The sequence below is a fragment of the Porphyrobacter sp. MBR-49 genome, from assembly GCF_053628655.1.
This window is the reverse complement of the sequence record NZ_JBRJGU010000002.1, coordinates 84,951-106,776: the sequence shown is the minus strand read 5'-3', so window position 1 is coordinate 106,776 and position 21,826 is coordinate 84,951. Positions and strand designations below refer to the sequence as shown.

Below are 21,826 nucleotides of genomic sequence, written 5' to 3'. Positions count from 1 at the left end.
CGATGGCGGACGGCAAAGATGCGAATGGCACGGCGCGATCCCGGTTGACCCGCCGTGCGTTGCTGGCCGGAGCGGGCGGCGGTGTATTGGCCGCGCCGGTGCTGGCACAGCGCCTGATCGGTGACGGGATGATCGACCTCGGCCTGCCCGGCGGGCCGAGCGAGCGTCCGCTTACCCCGCGATTTCCGGGCAAGGGCGAAATGGTCGTCCATCGCGTCCGCCCCCCGGTGCTCGAAACCCCGATGGCGGTGTTCGATCAGGGCACGATCACTCCCAATGACCGGTTCTTCGTGCGCTGGAACTGGGACATGCCGACCCAGATCAACGCCGCTGCACACCGCGTGGCGGTGGGCGGCGCGGTGCGGCAGCCGGTGTCGCTGACGCTGGATGATATCGCCAATGCGGGCGATCATGTCGATGTGGTCGCGATCAACCAATGCGCGGGCAATGGCCGCGGGTTTTCACAGCCGCGCGTCACCGGAGGCCAGTGGGGCAATGGCGCGATGGGCTGCGCGCGCTGGACCGGGGTGCGGTTGAAGGATGTGCTGGCCAAAGCAGGCGTGGCCGATGGCGCCGCGCGCGTGCGCTTTGCCGGGCTGGATGTGCCGATGGTGGACGGCGCGCCGCAATTCATCAAATCGATCCCGATCGATATCGCCATGCGCGATGATGTGCTGGTGGCATGGGGCATGAACGGCGAACCGCTGCCGCTGCTGCACGGATACCCGCTGCGGATCGTGGTGCCGGGGTGGTTTTCGACCTATTGGGTCAAGATGCTCAGCACCATCGAAGTGCTGACCGGCGATGATGATAGCTACTACGTCGCCAAGACATATCGGGTTCCGGTTGCCCCGGTAACGCCGCAGGACAAGGGTTTCGAAACGGTCCCGGTCAGCGTCATGCCGCCGCGCTCCTTCATCACCAGCCATGCCGATGGCGCGATCATCGCGCTGGGTCAGCCGTTGGAACTGCGCGGGATTGCGATGGGCGGCGACGCGGCGCTCGCCAAAGTCGATCTGGTGGGTGCGGGGCTGGAATTGCCGTGCGAACTTGGCCCGGATGAAGGCACATACGGCTTCCGGCGCTGGTCGCTGCGCATTCCTGAAGTGACCGGCGATCTGACGCAAATCGGCGCGCGCGCCACCAATGCCAACGGGATAACGCAGCCCGCCGAACAGGCGTGGAACCCGAGCGGCTATGCCCGCAATGTCATCGAACGTATCAGCTTGAGGGCGCAATGAAACATTGGGCGATCATCCTTGCAGTCCTGTTGGCAGGCTGTGACAGCAGGCCGGACGTGGTGTTTGCCGATGCGGCGATTACCTTGCCCGATGATCCCGCCGAACTGCCACCCGGCCCCGGCTTGCAGGCGGTGGTGGAAAATTGCACAGCCTGCCATTCGCCATCAACCATGCTGCAACAGCCGCAGGTTCCGCGCGCGAAGTGGGAATCGATCATCGGCAAGATGATCGAGACCTACAAGGCCCCGGTGGATGAAAAGGCGATCCCCGACATCGTCGACTATTTCGTCGCGGTGCAGGCCGCGCAGGCTACCAACCCCGGCGGGTCGGCGGCGGGGCAGTGATTTAGCGTCGCTGGCCGCGCATTTGGCGCGAATCCCTGCAGGGACGATTTACACATATAAAAATATCTTTATATGATATCTGCGATGGTGATCGAGGATATCTTCAAGGCGCTGGGCGATCCGACCAGGCTACGCATTGCGCGGCTGCTGGGCACGATGGAACTGGCGGTGGGCGAATTGGCGCAGGTGCTGGGGCAAAGCCAGCCGCGCGTATCGCGCCACGTTGGCATTCTGTGCGATGCGGGGCTGGCCGAACGCCGCCGCGAAGGCAGCTGGGTGTTTCTGCGGCAAGCCGATGCCGAAGGCGCCGCCGCGCCGATCATCGAAGCCGCGCAGGCGCTGTTAGCGATTGCCGAATCCGCAGAGCCTGCCTTTGCCGAATTGTGCGAGGTTGACCGGCGCAAACTCGCCGCGATCCGCGCCGCGCGTGAGACAGCAGCGGAAGTCTATTTCGCGCGTCACGCCAGCGAATGGGATGATCTGCGCGCGCTCCACAGTCCTGATGCCGAAGTTGAGCAGGCGCTAGCCGCTGCGCTTGCCGATGCGCCGCTGGGCGCGGTGCTCGATATCGGCACCGGCACCGGGCGCATGGCGGAACTGTTCGCCGGACAGGCCGAACGCATCGTCGCGCTCGACAAGAACCTCGAAATGCTGCGGGTGGCGCGGGCGAAACTGCAACACCTGCCGACCGCGCAGATCGAATTGGTGCAGGGTGATTTTGCCGATTTGCCGCATGGCGATGCCAGTTTCGATACCGTGCTGCTGCATCAGGTGCTGCATTTCGCCACCGATCCCGCCCCGGCGCTGGCCGAAGCGGCGCGGGTGCTGCGCGCAGGCGGGCGCATTGCAATCGTCGATTTCGCCAGCCACGACCACGAGGAACTGCGCACCCGCCATCAGCACGCGCGGCTGGGCTTTGGGAATCGCCAGATGGCCGATCTGTTGCGCGCCGCCGGGTTTACCGCGGCCGCGCCAATCGCGCTCGAAGGGGGCGAGTTGATCGTCAAGATCTGGATCGCCAAACGCCGCGCAGATGCCGCTTCCAGAACCGCCGCCACGGAAACCGCCCGATGACCCCGACCCTCGACCAGCTTCACGAATACCGCACCGCCACCGATGCGCCGCTGTTTTCCGGTCTTCCCGGCGACGTGGCAGTGAGCTTTGAATTCTTCCCGCCGAAAAGCGAAAAGATGGAAGCGCAATTGTGGGACGCGGTGACACAGTTGAAACCGCTCGGCCCCAGCTTTGTCTCGGTCACTTACGGCGCGGGCGGATCGACGCGTGAACGCACCCACGCCACGGTTGCGCGGATCATCGCCGAAGCTGGATTGCCCGCCGCCGCGCACCTCACCTGCGTGGCTGCGTCAAAGGCGGACATCCGCGAAGTGGCGGAACAATATTGGGACGCTGGCGTGCGCCATATCGTCGCGCTGCGCGGCGATGCAGGTGAGCCCGGCGCGCCCTTCACCCCGCACCCCGAAGGCTATGCCAGCGCGGCAGAGCTGGTCGCAGGGCTGAAGGACATCGCCGATTTCGACATTTCGGTCGCCGCCTATCCCGAAACCCACCCCGATGCGACAAGCCCGCAATCCGACATCGATAACCTGAAGCGCAAACTGGACGCAGGGGCATCCCGCGCGATCAGCCAGTTCTTCTTCTCCGCCGAAACTTTCTTCGCTTTCCGCGATCAATGCGCTGCGGCAGGCATCGATGCGCCGATCCTGCCGGGCATCCTCCCTGTCACCAATGTCGCGCAGGCGCGCAAATTCGCTGGCGCCTGCGGGGCGGCGATCCCGGCGTGGATGGACGGATTGTTCGAAGGGCTGGATGAAAAGCCCGCCGCGCGCCAACTGGTCGCCGCCACAGTCGCCGCAGAACTTTGCCGCCGCCTTTATGCAGGGGGCGTGCGCGATTTCCACTTCTACACCCTCAACCGCCCCGAACTGGCCTATGCGATTTGCCACCTGCTCGGCAAACGTCCTGTTGGAGAAGCCGCATGAGCGCGCGTGAACGTCTGCTCGCCGCCACCAAAGACCGTGTGCTGATCTTTGACGGCGCATTCGGCACGCAGATCCAGAACCGCAAATTGAGCGAGGCGGATTACGCCGGCACCCTTGGCCTGCCCGCCGATCAGAAGGGCAATAATGATATCCTCGCGCTGACCCGCCCGGATGTGATTGCGGATATCACGCGGGCCTATCTGGACGCGGGATCGGACATTGTCTCGACCAACACCTTTTCGGCCAACGCGATCAGCCAGGCCGATTACAAGGCCGAACATCTGGTTGCGGACATCAACATCGCCAGCGGCAGAATCGCGCGCGCTCTGGCGGATGAATATGCGGCGAAGGACGGCAAGCCCCGGTTCGTTGCAGGCGCGATCGGGCCGACCAACAAGACGCTGTCCTTAAGCCCCGATGTCGAAGACCCCGGTTTCCGCGAAATCACCTTCGATGAACTGGTCGCGGTTTATAAAGATCAGGCCGCCGCACTGATTGAAGGCGGGGTTGACTTTATCCTGATCGAAACCGTATTCGATACCTTGAACGCCAAGGCCGGGGTCATGGCGGTCAAGCAGTTGGAGCGTGACACCGGGCGCGACATTCCGCTGATGATCTCGATGACGCTGACCGATCTTTCGGGCCGCAACCTGTCGGGCCATACGGTCGAGGCATTCTGGTATGCGGTGCGCCATGCCAAGCCGCTCACCATCGGCCTCAATTGCAGCTTTGGTGCTGAACAATTGCGCCCGCACGTCAAGGTGCTCTCGCAGATCGCCGATACGCTGTTGATGATCTATCCCAACGCGGGGCTACCCAACGAGCTGGGCGAATATGACGAAGCGCCGGAGACGACCGCCGGGCTAGTGGCGGATTGGGCCGATCACGGACAGGTCAACATCCTTGGCGGGTGCTGCGGATCGACGCCTGACCATATCGCCGCGATTGCCAAGGCGGTGGCAGCATCGAAACCCCGCGAAGTGCCGCATCCAGCGCCTGCCATGCGGCTGGCGGGGCTTGAGCCGTTCACAGTTGCGGCCTGAATTGACCTGAAAGACAAGCAAGTGACCCAGCCATCCTCCGCGCGCTTCATCAATATCGGTGAACGCACCAACGTCACCGGCAGCGCCGCGTTCAAGAAGCTGATCATGGCGGGCGATTACGCCGCTGCGGTCGAAGTCGCGCGCCAGCAGGTCGAAAATGGCGCGCAGGTGATCGATGTCAACATGGATGAAGGGCTGCTCGATGCGGTCCACGCGATGACCACCTTCCTCAAACTGATCGCTGCCGAACCCGATATCGCCCGCGTGCCGGTGATGATCGACTCATCGAAATTCCATGTGATCGAGGCGGGGCTGAAATGCGTTTCTGGCAAGCCGATCGTCAATTCGATCAGCATGAAGGAGGGCGAGGCGCAGTTCCTCGAACAGGCGCGCATCTGCATGGATTACGGCGCGGCGGCGGTGGTGATGGCGTTCGACGAGGTTGGGCAGGCCGATACCCGGCAGCGCAAAATCGACATCTGCAAGCGCGCCTATGATCTGCTGGTGGGCGAAGGCTTCCCGCCTGAAGACATCATCTTCGACCCCAATATTTTCGCGGTGGCGACGGGGATTGAGGAGCATGACCGCTACGGCCTCGATTTCCTTGAAGCGGTGAAGGAAATCAAGGCGCAGTGCCCCCACGCCAAGACGTCCGGCGGGCTATCGAACCTGTCGTTCAGCTTTCGCGGCAATGAAACCGTGCGCCGCGCGATGCATTCGGTTTTCCTCTATCACGCGATCCCGGCGGGCCTCGACATGGCAATTGTCAACGCGGGGCAATTGGACGTTTACGACCAGATCGACCCGACCCTGCGCGATGCCTGCGAGGACGTGATCCTCGCCCGCCGGTCAGATGCGACCGAGCGCCTGATCGACCTTGCTGAAAGCTATAAGGGCAAATCGGTCGCCGACGAAAAGGCCGCCGAGGAATGGCGCGGCTGGCCAGTTGAACGCCGGCTCGAACATGCGCTGGTCAAGGGCATCGACGCCTATGTGGTTGAAGACACCGAAGAAGCCCGCGCCGCGCGCGCGGCCAATGGCGGCCGCCCGATCGAAGTGATCGAAGGCCCGTTGATGGACGGCATGAACGTGGTTGGCGACCTGTTCGGTTCTGGCAAGATGTTCCTGCCGCAAGTCGTCAAATCCGCGCGCGTGATGAAGAAGGCGGTCGCGCACCTGATCCCCTTTATCGAGGCCGAGAAAGACCTGCTGCCTGAGGAAGAGCGCAAGGCCAAGGGCAAGATCATCATGGCCACGGTCAAGGGTGATGTTCACGACATCGGCAAGAACATCGTCGGCGTTGTATTGCAGTGCAATGGCTATGACGTGATCGACCTCGGCGTGATGGTGCCGTGGCCGACGATCCTCGCCTCCGCCAATGACAACAAGGCCGACATGATCGGTCTGTCGGGCCTGATCACGCCCAGCCTCGACGAGATGGTAACAGTGGCCGAGGAAATGCAGCGCGCAGGGTTCACCATGCCACTGCTGATCGGCGGGGCGACCACCAGCAAGGTGCACACCGCGCTTCGGATCGACCCGGCTTACGAAGGCCCGGTGATCCATGTGCTCGATGCGAGCCGCGCGGTGGGGGTGGCGTCCAAGTTGCTGTCCGACACCCAGCGCGATGATTACGTCGCGCAGGTTGCGGACGAATACACCCACGTCCGCGATGCCCGTGCAGGCAGGTCGCAAAGCGTGCTGCTGAGCATTGATGAGGCACGCGCCAATTTCTACGATGCGTTCCTGTCAGATAAACCCGCCCCGCCGCAGCAACCGGGAGTGCACGTGTTCGATGACTGGTCGCTGGAGCACCTGCGCACCTTTATCGACTGGACGCCGTTCTTCCGTGCATGGGAACTCCACGGCAATTATCCCGGTATCCTGACCGATGATGTGGTGGGCGAAACCGCGACGCAATTATTCGCCGATGCCAATGCGATGCTCGACCAGATTATCGCCGAAAAATGGCTGACCGCGCGCGGCGTTGCCGGGCTGTGGCCCTGCGCGCGCGACGGGGATGATGTGACGATCCACCTCGCCGAACAGGAACAGCACGTGCGCCTGCCGTTCCTGCGCCAACAGGTAAAGAAAAGCCGTGACCGGGCAAATATGTGCCTTGCCGATTTCATCGACCCCAATGGCGACTGGATTGGCGGGTTTGCGGTCGGCATTCACGGGATCGAGCCGCACAGCGCGCGGTTTCAGGCCGACAAGGATGATTATTCCGACATCTTGCTGAAAGCCTTGGCGGACCGGTTCGCTGAGGCTTTTGCCGAGGCGCTGCACCAGCACGTGCGCACGACATTGTGGGGCTACGCGCCGGGCGAACAACTCACCTGCGAGGCATTGATCAAGGAGCAATATCGCGGCATCCGCCCCGCGCCGGGCTATCCTGCGTGCCCTGATCACTCGCTGAAACCGATCCTGTTCGATCTGCTCGATGCGCCGGCGAACGCTGGGCTGACCCTGACCGAAAGCTTTGCCATGTGGCCGACGGCGGCGGTCAGCGGCTTTTATTTCGGCCACCCGGAATCGCAATATTTCGGGGTGGCGCGCGTGGGCCGCGATCAGGTGGAAGATTACGCCGCGCGGCGCGGGGTTGATCTGGCGACGGTGGAGCGCTGGCTGCGGCCGAACCTCGATTGATCGGGCTTACGCCGCCGCGCGCACCCGTTCTCCCAAGCGTTTGAGCAAGGGCGTCGCCAGCGGCGTCGTCAGCATCGTGCTCGCCACCGCCATCAGCAGCAGCGCGGTGAAGGTGGTGGGGGTGATGATCGCCTTGTCGAGCAGGATGTTGGCAAAGATAATCATGATCAGCGCCTTGGTCTGCAATAGCCAGCCGATCAGGCTTGCCTCGGCGCGGCTCCAGCCGAGCACGCTCCCGGCAATGTGCACGCCCGCCAATTTGCCCCCCACTGCCGCCACCAGCAGCAGCGCCGCCGCGCCGAACACCGCCAGCCCGCCGCCCTGCCATTCGGTGCGCAAGCCTGTGGACAGGAAGAACACCGGCATCACCGTCAAAAGCACGACATTGCGGAAGCGGTCCATCGCCTCATGCCCGAACCATTTCGCGTCGAGCACCATGCCCGCCAGAAACGCGCCGACCATGAAGTGCAGCCCCGACCAGTCGCCTGCCAGCCCGCATAGCGCCAGCCAGATCAGCCCCACCGGCCAGCGGTCGCTTTCCGGTAGCCGCTTCATCAACCACCGCACCGCCAGCGCCGCGATCGCAAAGCCAAAAAGGAACAGCGCCTGCCGCCCGATCCGTTCCCAATCGAGCAGGATGATCGCCAGTACGCCCCAGATCGCGATATCATCCAGGCTGGCATAGCGCAGGATGCGCTGTCCGATGGGCTGGCGCAGAATCGCCAGCTTTTCCATGAACAGCACCAGAATCGGCAGCGCGGTGACGGCGCAGGCCATGCCCACGCCCAGCAGCACTTGCCAATAGTGCCCGTTTGCCCCGCGCCAGCCGGGAAATTGCAGGATGACGGCAGCGGCAATCGTGCCTGCGATCAACGGCACCGCCAGCGCCAGACCGGCGGTCAGCCCGGTTTCGCGCCGGTGTTTCCATGCCTGCGACAGATCGAGTTCGATCCCCGCGATCCACACGAACAGCATCACCGCCCACCACGCGACGCCATTGAGCGCGGTGATCACATCGGGCCGGAACACGAAGGCGTAGTAATCGGGGAACGCCGCGCCCAGCACGCCGGGGCCGAGCAGGATGCCGCCGACGATCTGCACCACCACCAGCGGTGCCCAGTAATCAATGCGCAATATCCGCCACACCAGCCACGGCACGGCGAAAATGATGGCAAGCGCGATCAGATAGATTTCGGTGAGGTTCATGGGCTTGCGTCTTTAGTCGGCGGCTTACCCGCAGGCAAATGCGATTGTCGCGGGGCAAACTGCGCCGTCCCCGATTGACGCAATGCAGCAAATCGCGCAAGCGCAAGGGGTCATCCGCATGGGAAGCGATTCTTGTGCGGGCGGACGAGCGGGAGAGCCCGTTGCCCCGGTCAAACGGGGCGCGGCGCCGAAGGAGCAACCGCCCCGGAAACTCTCAGGCCAATGGACCGCTCGGCTGCGTGACACTCTGGAAAGCGCCCCGGATGAATATCCGTGGCCACCGAAGGGGTAAGCCTTGCGCGCGTTTGCGCAGGGTCAGTCTCTCAGGTCACCCGACAGAGGGGGCAGGATCGTGGCGGTGCCGACAGGCCCGTCGGACTGCCGTATTCTGCCGGGAAGACCTCAAGTGACCGACCACGATATCCCAGAAGATTTTGACGAACATCTCGAAGACCTGCCGCTTGATCCGTTGCCGCTGGATGCGTGGCACCGGGAGCGGGGTGCGCGGATGGTGCCGTTTGCGGGCTATGACATGCCGATCCACTATGCCGGGCCGTCCGGGGGTATCGTCGCCGAACATAACTGGACGCGTGAGAACGCGGGTCTGTTTGATGTCAGCCACATGGGCCAACTGCTGTTGTCAGGCCCCGATCTGGATGCAGCGGTTGAAGCGGTGCTGCCGATTGATCTCTCCACGCTCAAACTCGGCCAGCAACGCTATTCGCTGCTGCTTGATGACGATGGCGGCGTGCTCGATGATCTGATGGTTTCGCGTTGGCCCGATGCGCTTTATCTGGTGGTCAACGGCGCGACCAAGTGGGACGATATCGGCACTCTGCGCGAAGCGCTGCCCGATGACATTACATTGAACCATCTGGATGAACACGCGCTGCTGGCCTTGCAGGGGCCCAAGGCGGCGGACGCGCTGGCGCGCCATGCCGTGGGCGAATATCCGCTGTCGGCGCTCACCTTCATGCGGTTTGGCCGCTTCACCATCGCGGGCCACGATGTCACCATCGCGCGGGCGGGTTACACGGGGGAGGACGGGTTCGAAATCTCGCTCCCCGCCGCCGCTGCCGAGGATATCGCGACGCTGCTCTGCGCCGAACCCGAAGTGCAACCGATCGGCCTTGGCGCGCGCGATTCGCTGCGGCTGGAGGCTGGGCTGCCGCTTTACGGCCATGATATGTCGCCCGACACATCGCCGATCGAAGCGGGCCTGATCTTCGGCATCAACAAGCGCCGCAGAACCGAGGGCGGCTTCCCCGGCGCTGACCGGATCATCCGTGAGATTACCGAAGGCACCGCGCGGCGCTGGGTCGGCCTCAGGATTGATGGCCGCCTGCCCGCCCGCGAAGGGGCCGAGGTGTTTGCGGGAAGCGACCACATCGGAACCGTCACCAGCGGCGGATTTTCGCCCACATTGGGCGCGCCCATCGCGATGGCTTACGTTGCGAGCGAACATGCCGCCATCGGCACCGCGCTTGAAGTCGAAGTGCGGGGCAAGCGACTTGCCGCCACTGTTTCACCGACACCTTTTGTCCCCCACCGCTATTTCAGAGGGAGCTGAACCATGACCCGTTATTTCACCGATGAACACGAATGGATCGACGTTGAGGACGGGATCGCCACCGTCGGCATCACCGAATATGCGCAGGGGCAATTGGGCGATATCGTGTTCGTCGAACTGCCCGAAACAGGCGCGCTGATCGAACAGGGCAAGGATGCCGCCGTGGTCGAAAGCGTCAAGGCGGCGAGCGATGTCTATGCCCCGATCACCGGCGAAATCACCGAAGTGAACCCCGCGCTGGAAGATGATCCCGCGCTGGTCAATACCGCGCCCGAAGATGACGGCTGGTTCTTCAAGATGACCATCGCTGACGAGGGTGAGTTGGACAAGCTGATGGATGAAGACGGTTACAAGGCCTTCGTCGAGGCGCTGTGACCGGCACGCCGCCCGCCGCCTGACATCACCCCCCCAACCACGGACACTGCACCGATGCGCTATCTTCCTCTCACCGATACTGACCGCAGCGCGATGCTCGAAAAAATCGGCGCGGCTAGCGTTGATGATCTGTTCGTCGACGTGCCTGCGGTCGCGCGGCTGGACGGCCCGATCCACGACCTGCCCATGCACGCGAGCGAGATGGCGGTGGAACGCCACATGAAGGCGCTGGCGGCGAAGAATCTGGTGGCGGGCGAGGTGCCGTTCTTCCTCGGGGCAGGGGCCTATCGCCACCACGTCCCCGCCAGCGTTGACGCAATCATTCAGCGCGGCGAGTTTCTGACCGCCTATACCCCGTATCAGCCCGAAATCGCGCAGGGCACCTTGCAGATGCTGTTTGAATTTCAGACGCAGGTCGCGCGGCTCTATGGTTGTGCGGTGGCGAATGCCTCGATGTATGACGGTTCGACCGCGTGCTGGGAAGCGGTGGCGATGGCGACCCGCGTCACCCGCCGCAGCCGCGCCGTGCTGTCGGGCGCGCTGCATCCGCACTATGCGCAGGTGGTGAAGACGATGGCGCAGTTCACTGGTGACACCATCGCCGATGCCATGCCCGCAATAACGCCGGAGCCCGATCTTGCCGGTCTGATCGCACGGATCGATGACGACACCGCCTGCGTGGTGGTGCAATATCCCGATATCCTCGGCCGGATCAGCGATCTTGCCCTGGTGGCCGAGGCCGCCCACGCCAAGGGCGCGCTGCTGGTGGTGGTGAATACCGAACCCGTGGCGCTTGGCGCGTGCAAGTCGCCCGGCGAAATGGGCGCGGATATCGTGGTGGGTGAGGGGCAATCGCTGGGCGTCGGGCTGCAATTCGGCGGGCCATACCTTGGCCTGTTCGCGGTGCGTGATCCCAAACACGTGCGCCAGATGCCGGGGCGACTGTGCGGCGAAACGACTGATGCCGAAGGGAAACGCGGGTTTGTGCTGACGCTCTCGACCCGCGAACAGCACATCCGCCGCGAAAAGGCGACGAGCAACATCTGCACCAATTCGGGCCTGTGCGCGCTGGCCTTCTCTGTCCACATGACGCTGCTGGGGGAGGCGGGGTTGCGCCAACTGGCGGCAGAAAACCACCGGCTCGCCTGCCTTGCGGCGGATCGGCTGGCGCGGGTGCCGGGGGTGCGCGTGCTCAACACGGCGTTTTTCAACGAATTCACCCTGATCCTCGATGGCAAGCCCGCGCGCGAAATCATCCGCGATCTGGCGGATCGCGGTGTGCTGGGCGGGGTGTCATTGGGGCGGCTCTATGGCGGGGTTACGGCGCTCGATCACGCGTTGCTGGTGGCGGTGACCGAAACCACCACCGAAGAGGATATTGAACGCCTGGCTCGCGAACTTGAGGAGGCCGTCAAGTGAGCGATTTTTCTCCCGTTCGCCCTGAGCTTGTCGAAGGGCCGCTTTTCTCTTTTCAACGGCCTGCGCTCGAAGAAGGACAGTGCTTCGACAGGCTCAGCACGAGCGGAGTTGAACTATGACTTCCCCCAACCAATCTGGCTGGAAGCCCGCCATGATCGCCTCCAAAGACGGGATGCACAATGGTCCATCGACGACCACCGGCAACCGCGCGCTGATGCTCGAAGAACCGCTGCTGTTCGAAATCGGGCGCGGCGATGTGACCGGGGTTGATTTGCCTGCGGTTGATGCCGCCGCTCCCACCCGCCTCGCCGGGTTGGCGCGGTCTGTACCCATCGGACTCGTCGGCCTGACCGAGCCGGAGGCGGTGCGCCACTACACCCGCCTTAGCCGCCAGAATTACGGGATCGACCTCGGGTTCTTCCCGCTCGGTTCGTGCACCATGAAGCACAACCCGCGCCTTAACGAGAAAGTCGCGCGTCTGCCGGGCTTTGCCGATGTTCACCCGCTCGCCCCGCAATCGGCGGTGCAGGGCGCGCTCGAAGTCATCAGCCAATTGGGCGAATGGCTGTGCAAGCTGACCGGGATGCCCGCCGTCGCGATGAGCCCCAAGGCCGGCGCGCATGGCGAACTGTGCGGGATCCTCGCGATCCGCGCGGCGCACGAGGCACGCGGTGATGCGCGCGAAGTGGTGCTGGTGCCCGAAAGCGCCCACGGCACCAACCCCGCCACCGCTGCCTTTGCCAATTACCGGGTGGAGGATATCCCCGCGACGCCCGAAGGCCGCGTTGATGTCGCGGCGCTGAAGGCGCGGCTGGGCCCTGATGTGGCGGCGGTGATGATCACCAACCCCAATACCTGCGGATTGTTCGAAAAAGACTTCCGCGAAATCGCCGATGCGGTCCATGCGGCGGGCGGATATGTCTATTGCGACGGCGCGAATTTCAACGCCATCGTCGGCAAGGTGCGCCCCGGCGACCTTGGCGTTGATGCGATGCATATCAATCTTCACAAGACCTTTTCCACACCGCACGGCGGCGGCGGACCGGGGTCAGGGCCTGTGGTCTTGTCCGAAGCGCTCGCGCCCTTCGCGCCGCTGCCATTCGTGCGCAAGCAGGCCGATGGCACGTACTACCTCGTCGAGGAAGAACACCGCGAAGAACGCGGGCCGAGCTTTGGCCGGATGACCGCGTTTCACGGGCAGATGGGGATGTTCACCCGCGCGCTTACCTATATGCTCAGCCACGGCGCGGACGGGCTGAAACAGGTGGCCGAGGATGCGGTGCTCAACGCCAATTACATCCTGCGATCGATGGAAGACATCCTCCACGCGCCCTTCGCCGCCAGCGGCCCGTGCATGCATGAGGCGCTGTTTGGCGACAAGGACTTCACCGGCGGGCTTTCGACGCTGGACGTGGCGAAGGGGCTGATCGACGAAGGCTATCACCCGATGACGGTGTATTTCCCGCTGGTCGTGCACGGCGCGATGCTGGTCGAACCGACCGAAACCGAAAGCAAGGCGGCGATCGATCAGTTCATCACCGCCTTCCGCGCCGTGGTGGAGCGCGCGCTGGCAGGGGATGAGGCGCTGAAACAAGCGCCCTATTACGCACCCCGGCGGCGGCTGGATGAAACGGCAGCGGCAAGGAAGCCGAAGCTGGTGTTTGAAGGGTAGCTATTACCGTTCTGGAGGAAGAGGCGGCGGCGCTGCCGCTTGCTCCTCCGGCGTAACCACCAGTCGGAACTGCCTGAGGTTCATGATCGCGACGAAGAACCCGACCACCGCCAGCGCGCTCGACCCCAGGATCGCAAAGGCTGCGCCCTTCGCGCCGTTCCAGTCGATGGCGGTTTCCAGCAGCACCAGCGCAAGCACGGTCGGCACGGCTCGCACGATGAAGGCGACGTGCGCCTTGCCTGCCGATACCAGCAGCGATTCAAGGCTCGCGCCGACCAGTTCGACCGCCCCGGCGATCGAAAGGATGATCATCACCCAGTAAAATCTGCGGAAGTCGTCGCCCGCGATCAGATCCAGCCCTTCGCGCCCGAACAGGATCGCAGTGACCACCGCCGCCACCCCGGCAATCGCCGCGATGTTGGCCATGCGCCGGGCGATGTCCAGCGCATCATCGCGCGCGTGCACCAGTTCGGGCAGGATCGCCTTGGAGATCGTCTGCGCCAGCGCGATCAAGGCTTGTCCCAACTGGCTGGCGATGCGGAACCCGCCCGCCAACTGCGCCCCGCCAAATGTCCCGACCAGCAGGATCATCACCTGCTTGCCCGCCACCGTCAGGCTGCCCGACATATTGGTTGACCACACAAACCGCCACGCATCCTTGTGCTGCGCGGGGATGGTGCGCAGGTTGACCGATGCCAGGCTGACCGGTTGCACCCGCGCCGCCGCCACCCACAGCGCCAGCGCGGTCGCCACTTCGGACGCCGCATAGGCGAGGATGAACCCGGTCACATTGGGCATCAGAAACAACGCCAGCACCGCGCCTGCCGTGCGGATCATCGGCTGCACCGCTTCGGCGGCGGTTGCCTTGGCATACTGGAAATGCAGCCGCAGTATTCCGGTTGGTGTGGCGCGGATCGAGATCAGCGAAATCACGCAATAGAAAAACGTGAGCCACAACAGGTCAGGCGGCACATCGAGCCACAAGGGCGCGGTCAGCACGACGATGATCGAGGCCAGCGTGCCGCCCACGACCGACAGCAGGTCAAGCGCGACCGCAAACCCGGTCGCCTCCCGCGCGCGCGCAATATCCACGCCGGGTGCGGCATCATTGACCCCCCAGCGGACGATGAACTGCCAGGTCTGGAAACTGGCAAATCCCATGATCGCCTGCCCCAGCGCGATGATCAGCGCAAAATGACCGAAACCTTCGGTGCCCAAAGTGCGCGCGGCAATGGCGAGATAGACAAGGCTGAGCACCGCGTTGAACCCGCGTCCGCCCAGCAGCCAGCCCATATTGGCGAATACCCGCTTCATTCTATGTCCAGCGCGGCTTAGCCTGCGGCCTTGGCGCAAGGTGTGAAGAGATAGGTATTTATCATGGCGCGCGGGCCTTAGACACAAAAAGCTTGGCAAGCAAAGCGCGAAAGCGCGCGCGATTGCGCCAATGCCGCCGCGCGTGCGCCCGCCAGTTCACCCCATCGTCGGGATAATGAAGGCGTTGCTGCCATCTCCGCCGCCATCGGGCCAGCGCTGGGTGATCTTCTTGCTTTTGGTCCAGAACCGCAGACCTTCAGTGCCGTACTGGTCGATGTCGCCAAAGCCAGACCGCTTCCATCCGCCGAAGCTGTGGTAGGCGACCGGCACCGGGATCGGCACGTTGATCCCGACCATGCCGACATTGACCCGCGCTGCAAATTCGCGTGCGGCGTGGCCGTTGCGGGTGAAAATCGCGACGCCGTTGCCATATTGATGTTCGGACGGTAGGCGCAGCGCGTGTTCGAAATCATCGGCGCGCACGATTTGCAGAACGGGGCCGAAGATTTCTTCCTGATAGCTTCTCATCTGCGGCGTCACGCGGTCGATCAGCGTCGGGCCGACGAAGAAGCCTTTTTCGTGCCCCTGCAACGTGAACCCGCGCCCATCGATGACGATTTCTGCGCCTTCATCCTCTGCGGTGGTGATCCACTGTTCAACCCGCGCCTTGTGTTCGGGCGTGACCACCGGGCCGTAATGCGCATCGGGATCGTTGGAGACGCCGATGCGCAGTGCGTGGATCGCGGGGATCAGCTTTTCGCGCAAGGCATTGGCGGTGTCCTCTCCCACCGGCACCACTACCGGCAACGCCATGCAGCGTTCACCCGCCGAACCAAATGCCGCGCCCGCCAGATCGTTGACCACCTGATCCAGATCGGCATCGGGCATCACGATCCCGTGGTTCTTGGCCCCGCCAAACGCCTGCACCCGCTTGCCCAAGGCGGTGCCGCGGCCATAGATATATTGCGCAATGTCGGAGCTTCCGACGAAGCTGATCGCGGCGATATCGGGGTGATCGATGATCGCATCGACCATTTCCTTGTCGCCGTGGAGAACCTGCAACAGGCCTTCAGGCGCGCCCGCCTCCACGAACAATTCGGCGAGGCGCACCGGCACCGAAGGATCGCGTTCCGAGGGCTTCAAAATAAACGCATTGCCTGCCGCACACGCCATCCCGAACATCCACATCGGGATCATCGCCGGGAAATTGAACGGGGTGATCCCCGCACCGATGCCCAGCGGCTGGCGGATCGAATAGACATCGATCCCCGGCCCGGCACCGTGGGTATATTCGCCCTTCATCACCTGCGGGATTCCGCAGGCATATTCGATCACTTCCAGCCCGCGCTGGATATCGCCCTTGGCATCGTCGATCACCTTGCCGTGCTCTGATGAAAGCAGTTCGGCAAGGCTCTGCATATTGGCTTCGATCAACTGCTTGAACGCGAACATCACCCGCGCGCGGCGCTGCGGGTTGGTGGCGGCCCAGCCGGGCTGCACGCGCTTGGCGGTTTCCACCGCGCGGGCCAGCAGCGCGGCATCGCCGAGCGCAACTTCGGCCTGAACCTCGCCGATCGACGGGTTCCAGATTTGGTGTTTGCGGGTAACAGCGGGGCTGGTGCCGACAATGAAATGATCGATCTGACGCATGGATTGGGGTCTCCTGTCTCTCCCCCCTCAATGGCGCTGCAGGCCGATGCTGGCAAGGGTGCGGGCGGGGGCCCTGTTAATCGGTGCCGTCGTCAAACCCGATACGCTGCGCTGCTGCGCCGCTCATGATAAAGCCGATGGGCCGTTCTGTTTCTTCCTGCAGATGCGCGATCAGGCTGGCGGTGCGGGCAAGCAGCGAAATGCCCTTGAGCGCCGCGAGCGGGAACCCTGCATCGAGCATCACGGCGGGAATCGCGCCGTTGACGTTGATCGGTAACGGACGGCCAATCGTCGCCGGCAGCACGGTCTGGATGGTGTGCAGCATCGCGATATGCGCGCCGTTCACGCCAAGTTCCCCGGCAAGCGCCAACAGCCGATGCGCGCGCGGATCGCCGCCGGAATGCTGCGGGTGGCCAAAGCCGGGTATCGCCTTCTTTTCAGCGCGAAGCTCCTTGATCGCTGCCGCGGCCGCTTCTGCTGGTTCGATCCCTTCCGCCTCTGCGCGGGCGACGCAGGCGGCGTAGAACTTGCCTGCCACCTCGGCGCTGCCCAACACCACCGATCCGCAGCCGAGCAGCCCGGCTGCCACCGCGCCGTGGAACGCCTCAGGCGCGGCGGCATAGGTCATGCGGGTGGCGACCACGCTGGGCACCAAGCCATGTTCGGCAATCGCGCACAACACCGCATCGGCCAGCGCCTTCTGCCGGGGATCTGGCATGGTGCCAGTTACGAGCAGCCAGAAATAGCTGGTGAAATCGACCTTGCCGATGACGTCGTTGCACAGATCCAGTCCGCGAACGGTGATACTGGTCGCGTCCGATGTGCAGATCGAAGTGACGGCGTTATCCTGCTTGCCGATGCGCATGGGGCGTTCCTTTTCGATATTCGAAGTTGATTTCGTTATGCGAAGAATATACTAACGCTCTATTGTCAAGATACAAGGTGGGATCAGGCGGATGACAGCCCAGGAAAAACTTCGCAAGAAAGGGGGGCCGTTAACCGGCGTCACCGTGCTCGAAATGGGCACCTTCATCACTGGCCCAGCCGCCGGGATGCTGTTGGCTGACATGGGTGCGGATGTCATCAAGGTCGAACAGCCGGGCACCGGCGATCCGTTCCGCTCGTTCAAAGGCGGGCTTTATTCGCCGCATTTCCAGACCTATAATCGCAACAAGCGGTCAATCACGATTGATCCCAAACAGCCCGATGATCTCGCCGTGCTCGATCAGCTGGTCGCCACTGCCGATGTGTTCATCCAGAACTTCCGCCCCGGCGTGGCGGATCGCCTGAATGTTGATGCGGCGCGGCTGCAAGCGATCAATCCCGCGCTGGTCTATGCCTCGATCTCGGGCTTCGGCAACGAAGGGCCGGATCGCGATCGTCCGGCTTTCGATACGGTTGCTCAGGCGGCGAGCGGGTTTCTGCGCCTGCTGGTCAACCCGCAGCACCCGCGCGTGGTCGGCCCCGCCATCGCCGATGCCATGACCGGGTTCTACACTGCCTTGGGCATCCTCGCCGCGCTGAATGAACGCCATATCACGGGCAAGGGCCGGGTGGTCGAAACCTCGATGTTCGAGGCCATGTGCCACTTCAACCTTGACGATTTCACCCACCTCTTATCCGCCGATCAGGTGATGGGGCCGTATAGCCGCCCGCATGTCAGCCAGAGCTATGTGTTCCAATGCGCCGACGGTAAATGGATCGCACTGCATATGTCATCACCGCCCAAGTTCTGGGAGAATTTGGCAATCGCTGTGGGCCAGCCCGATATGCTCAGCCTGCCCGCCTTTGCCAGTCGCGAGGCGCGGATTGCGCATTATGACGATGTCCTTGGCTTCCTCGCGCCGATCTTTGCCGCCCGCCCGCGCGATGCATGGACAGCGGATCTTACCCGGCTGGAAGTGCCCAATTCCGCCGTGCTCGACAGCGCCGAAGTTCTTGCGAGCGAACAGGCCAAGGCGCTCGGCATTGAGGTCAGCGATCCCGATGGCCCCCACGGCACCTTCCGCACGATCCGTTTTCCGCTAACCTTTGATGGTGAACGGATGGACAGCGTCACCGCCCCCCCGGTATTGGGCGCGGATGATGCGGATGTCCGCCGCAGCATCGAAAGGCCAGAACATGGGATCCGCAGAGGCTGACCTGACAGCCAAAAACCCCGAATACCTTTCCACGTTGGAACGCGGCTTGCGCGTATTGAAGGCGTTTGACGAAGATCACCCGGAAATGACCCTGAGCGAGGTGGCGGCCAAGACCGCGCTGCCCCCGGCAGTGGCGCGGCGGTGCCTGATCACGCTGGTGGAATTGGGCTATGTGGGGCAACACGAACGCAAGTTCCTGCTGCGCCCGGCGGTGCTGACGATTGGCTCGGCGTTCCTGGCGTCGATGCAGATCGAACACGTGGTCGCAGCCCCGCTGCAATCCTTGCGCGATTCGACCGGCGACAGTGCCAGCCTTGCGGTGCTTTCAGGGCCAGAGATCCTGTATGTTGCCCATGTTTCTACCGACCGGCGGTTTCGGGTGGCGGCCAATGTCGGCACGCGGTTTCCGTTCCACGCAACCTCGCTGGGCAAGGCATTGGCGGCGCATCTGCCGGATCGCGAGCGCGCCGAACTGTTGGCGCGCGCCCCGTTCCAACGCTTTACCGAACGCACGGTGACTGATGGCGCGGCAATGGCTGCGCGGTTGGCGCTGGTGGCGGAGCGTGGTTACGATTCGGCGCTGGATGAACTCGATTACGGCATCGTGTCGGTCGCGGTGCCGCTGTTCGGACGGGATCGGCGCGTGATTGCCGCGATCAATTGTTCCACCTCCACCACCCGCATTTCGCAAGATGAGCTGGTTCGCACCCGGCTGCCCTTGCTGCGCACTGCGGCGGGCGAGATCGAGGCGGCGCTGAAACGCTGGCCGACGCTGGAGGCAGCGCTGAAACCGCAAGGGCAGGGTGGCTGAACGGGGTCTAGGCGGGGTCTAGCTGGGGTCAAGAAGGGGTCTAGTAAGGGTCAATTATTTTTCGCATATCGAAGTTGACTTCGCATTGCGAATTTTGTAACTCCTCTGGCACAATGGGGTCGCCATAAGAGCGTCGCGCTGAGCGCGCACAGGGGAGAGAGAATGATGAAATCGCTTAGAACGCCAATGGTAAGCCTTGTGGCAATTGCGGCTGCCAGCGCTGTTCCGGTTCAGGCTCAGGAGCTTGCTGATCAGCAAGATGTCGCAACCGACCGCGCGCCTGCAGGTTCGAGCGAAATCATCGTCACCTCGACCCGGCGTTCGGAATCGCTGCAGAACGTGCCGGCTTCGATCACCGCCTTCACCTCCGATGCGATCGAAGCCAAGGGGATCGAGCGGCCATCCGATTTCATCGCGCTGACGCCGAACGTCAGCCTGGTCGAAGTGCAGAATGCGGGTTTTTCCTTCGTCATCATTCGCGGCATTTCGCAGAACCGCAACAGCGAACCATCGGTCGCGGTGGTGGTTGACGGCGTGCAGCAGATCAATCCGGCGCAGTTCAATCAGGAACTGGTCGATATCGAGCAGATCGAAGTGCTCAAAGGCCCGCAGGGCGGCCTCTATGGTCGCAATGCGATCGGCGGCGCGATCATCATCACGTCAAAGCAACCGACCGACGAACTCAGCGGCAAGCTGACCGCCGGGATCGACAACGGCATTGGTTATTACCTGCGTGGCAATATGTCAGGCCCGCTGGCCGAGAACCTGAAGTTCCGTGTGGCGGGCAGCTGGTATGACACCAAAGGCCTGATCCGCAACGAATTTCTGGGGGAAGATGCTGATCCGGTTGAAGATTTCAACCTGCGCGGCAACCTGCTCTGGACACCCACGCCTGAATTGACGCTCGACCTGCGCGGCAGTGTCGGCCAGTTGCGCACACAGGGGCTGTATTACAACATCGTCAATGACGTGAACGACACATCGGTGCCGGTGCAGGTGAACAATGCCGGCATCAATAATCGCGATCTCTACAATGTCGCGCTGCGCGTCAGCCACGAAAGCGATTTCGGCACCTTCGCATCGGTCACGTCATATGACACCGTCACGGAAATTCTGACCGGCGATGCCTTCGACTTTCTGCCGATTCCCGATTCCTTCTTCTTCAACCTGTTCGAAGCGATCCTGGGTCAGGGCAACGGCTTTGACCTAAACCAGAGCCAATATCTCAACGTGAAGGCGTTCAGCCAGGAATTGCGTTACGAATCCCCGGTGGACAAGCCGGTGCAATTTATCGCTGGTGGCTATCTGGTCGATACCGAGCGGTTCATCTCGGTTGGAAATATGATTGATACCGACAATGGCGTGTTCCCGGTGTTTCGCGAACCGACCACCAATCCGCTGAACCCGCAGTTCAGCTTCCTTGCCGATGGGCAGAACAATTTCGCCTGGGCGTTGTTTGGCAACACGGTATGGAAGATCAACGACCAACTGCGGTTTGACGCATCCTTGCGCTATGACCGCGACCGGCGCAGCAACACCACACTGACGCCGACCGCGTTCCTGCCCAATATTCCGGGATTCCCCGAAGGGCAGACGGGCGAAGTGCGCCGCCGCACCTTCGATGCATGGCAGCCCAAGGCCACGCTGACTTACAAGCCGATTGAAGACGTCACGCTGTTCGGCGGGTGGAGCCGTGGTTTCCGTTCGGGCGGGTTCAACCAGACCGGCGTGGGCGCGGTCGCGGCAGCCAATGGCATTGTCGGCGTCAATGACATTTTCGAGGCTGAAATTGCTGAAACCATCGAAATTGGTGCCAAGACCCGCACGGCGGACCGCGCGCTGACGTTCAATGTCAGCGGGTTCACTACCAAGTCGGAAAACAGCTACTTCTTCGTGTTTCTGGCGGAAAATTCGACCCAGAACCTCGGCAATGTTCCGCGGTCGCGGCTCAAGGGTTTTGAGGTTGATGCCACCTTGCGCGCGACCAATTCGCTCGATCTCAGCGTGGGCTATGGCTACACCGACAGCGCAATCCGCAGCTTTGCCGATCCATCGGTGCTGGGCAACAAATTGCCCGGCGTCAGCCGTTCGACCTTCAACTTTGCCGCGCAGCACCGGTCAGAGATTGCCCGGGGCATGGATCTGGTGGCCCGCGCCGATTACCGCCGCACCGGGCGGACGTGGTGGGATCTGGTCAACTCGACGTCGCGCAATCCGGTCGATATTATCGACACGCGGGTCAGCCTGGAAAAGGACGGCTGGAAACTTTCCGCCTTTGCGCAGAACCTGTTTGACGAGGATTACAACACCGAATTTTCGCCCGGTGGCTTCGTGTGGAAAGGCCGTCCGCGGCGATTTGGTGCCGAAATCAGCTTGTCATTCTGAAGGAAC

At 62.9% G+C, this 21,826-nt stretch carries 17 protein-coding genes and 2 riboswitches; of the genes, 13 read left to right on the top strand and 4 right to left on the bottom strand.

Annotation, left to right across the window (positions count from 1 at the left end; genetic code table 11):
- Positions 1–2 precede the first annotated feature (2 nt).
- From ACSSV3_RS02695 to metH, 6 genes are all read left to right on the top strand, one after another.
- Positions 3–1,241, top strand: a complete 1,239-nt coding sequence (locus ACSSV3_RS02695) for a molybdopterin-dependent oxidoreductase (RefSeq protein WP_354325819.1) — start codon at positions 3–5, stop codon at positions 1,239–1,241.
- Complete coding sequence (locus tag ACSSV3_RS02690; protein ID WP_354325817.1) at positions 1,238–1,585, top strand: hypothetical protein; 348 nt, start codon at positions 1,238–1,240, stop codon at positions 1,583–1,585. The genes ACSSV3_RS02695 and ACSSV3_RS02690 overlap by 4 nt, the downstream gene beginning before the upstream one ends.
- Positions 1,586–1,669: 84 nt before the next feature.
- Complete coding sequence (locus ACSSV3_RS02685) at positions 1,670–2,659, top strand: ArsR/SmtB family transcription factor (RefSeq protein WP_454184751.1); 990 nt, start codon at positions 1,670–1,672, stop codon at positions 2,657–2,659.
- Positions 2,656–3,585, top strand: a complete 930-nt coding sequence (gene metF, locus ACSSV3_RS02680; protein ID WP_354325813.1) for a methylenetetrahydrofolate reductase [NAD(P)H] — start codon at positions 2,656–2,658, stop codon at positions 3,583–3,585. Before ACSSV3_RS02685 ends, metF begins: the two co-directional genes overlap by 4 nt.
- A complete protein-coding gene (locus ACSSV3_RS02675) occupies positions 3,582–4,628 on the top strand; it encodes a homocysteine S-methyltransferase family protein (protein WP_354325811.1) in 1,047 nt (348 codons plus the stop codon). Before metF ends, ACSSV3_RS02675 begins: the two co-directional genes overlap by 4 nt.
- Positions 4,629–4,649: 21 nt before the next feature.
- Entirely contained in the window at positions 4,650–7,277 is a 2,628-nt protein-coding gene (gene metH / locus ACSSV3_RS02670) for a methionine synthase (protein WP_354325809.1), read from the top strand.
- 6 nt (positions 7,278–7,283) lie between these two features.
- On the opposite strand, the gene ACSSV3_RS02665 is transcribed toward metH, so the two are convergent.
- The gene (locus ACSSV3_RS02665) at positions 7,284–8,483 is read right to left on the bottom strand and encodes a cation:proton antiporter (protein ID WP_354325807.1); all 1,200 of its coding nucleotides are present in this window, start codon (positions 8,481–8,483) and stop codon (positions 7,284–7,286) included.
- Positions 8,484–8,622: 139 nt separating this feature from the next.
- Positions 8,623–8,723, top strand: a riboswitch (glycine riboswitch).
- A riboswitch (glycine riboswitch) is annotated at positions 8,724–8,832 on the top strand.
- A gap of 57 nt (positions 8,833–8,889) precedes the next feature.
- Between ACSSV3_RS02665 and gcvT the strand changes: the two genes are divergently transcribed.
- The 4 genes from gcvT to gcvPB all read left to right on the top strand — a co-directional run bounded on the left by gcvT (position 8,890) and on the right by gcvPB (position 13,519).
- Positions 8,890–10,053, top strand: a complete 1,164-nt coding sequence (gcvT, locus tag ACSSV3_RS02660; protein ID WP_354325805.1) for a glycine cleavage system aminomethyltransferase GcvT — start codon at positions 8,890–8,892, stop codon at positions 10,051–10,053.
- Positions 10,054–10,056: 3 nt separating this feature from the next.
- The gene (gene gcvH, locus ACSSV3_RS02655) at positions 10,057–10,428 is read left to right on the top strand and encodes a glycine cleavage system protein GcvH (protein WP_354325803.1); all 372 of its coding nucleotides are present in this window, start codon (positions 10,057–10,059) and stop codon (positions 10,426–10,428) included.
- 54 nt (positions 10,429–10,482) lie between these two features.
- Complete coding sequence (gene gcvPA, locus ACSSV3_RS02650) at positions 10,483–11,847, top strand: aminomethyl-transferring glycine dehydrogenase subunit GcvPA (RefSeq protein WP_354325801.1); 1,365 nt, start codon at positions 10,483–10,485, stop codon at positions 11,845–11,847.
- A 115-nt stretch (positions 11,848–11,962) separates the two neighbouring features.
- A complete protein-coding gene (gene gcvPB / locus ACSSV3_RS02645) occupies positions 11,963–13,519 on the top strand; it encodes an aminomethyl-transferring glycine dehydrogenase subunit GcvPB (protein ID WP_354325799.1) in 1,557 nt (518 codons plus the stop codon).
- Between the two features lie 3 nt (positions 13,520–13,522).
- On the opposite strand, the gene ACSSV3_RS02640 is transcribed toward gcvPB, so the two are convergent.
- From ACSSV3_RS02640 to ACSSV3_RS02630, 3 genes are all read right to left on the bottom strand, one after another.
- Complete coding sequence (locus ACSSV3_RS02640) at positions 13,523–14,833, bottom strand: lipopolysaccharide biosynthesis protein (protein ID WP_354325797.1); 1,311 nt, start codon at positions 14,831–14,833, stop codon at positions 13,523–13,525.
- 156 nt (positions 14,834–14,989) lie between these two features.
- Positions 14,990–16,483 carry a CoA-acylating methylmalonate-semialdehyde dehydrogenase gene (locus ACSSV3_RS02635; protein ID WP_354325795.1) on the bottom strand — a complete coding sequence of 498 codons (1,494 nt, stop codon included), beginning with the start codon at positions 16,481–16,483 and terminating at the stop codon, positions 14,990–14,992.
- Positions 16,484–16,559: 76 nt separating this feature from the next.
- Complete coding sequence (locus ACSSV3_RS02630; protein WP_354325793.1) at positions 16,560–17,348, bottom strand: citryl-CoA lyase; 789 nt, start codon at positions 17,346–17,348, stop codon at positions 16,560–16,562.
- 91 nt (positions 17,349–17,439) lie between these two features.
- On the opposite strand from ACSSV3_RS02630, the gene ACSSV3_RS02625 reads away from it, so the two are divergent.
- From ACSSV3_RS02625 to ACSSV3_RS02615, 3 genes are all read left to right on the top strand, one after another.
- Positions 17,440–18,624, top strand: a complete 1,185-nt coding sequence (locus ACSSV3_RS02625) for a CaiB/BaiF CoA transferase family protein (protein WP_354325791.1) — start codon at positions 17,440–17,442, stop codon at positions 18,622–18,624.
- Positions 18,605–19,435, top strand: a complete 831-nt coding sequence (locus ACSSV3_RS02620; RefSeq protein ID WP_354325789.1) for an IclR family transcriptional regulator domain-containing protein — start codon at positions 18,605–18,607, stop codon at positions 19,433–19,435. The genes ACSSV3_RS02625 and ACSSV3_RS02620 overlap by 20 nt, the downstream gene beginning before the upstream one ends.
- 162 nt (positions 19,436–19,597) lie before the next feature.
- Entirely contained in the window at positions 19,598–21,820 is a 2,223-nt protein-coding gene (locus ACSSV3_RS02615) for a TonB-dependent receptor (protein WP_354325787.1), read from the top strand.
- Positions 21,821–21,826 lie beyond the last annotated feature (6 nt).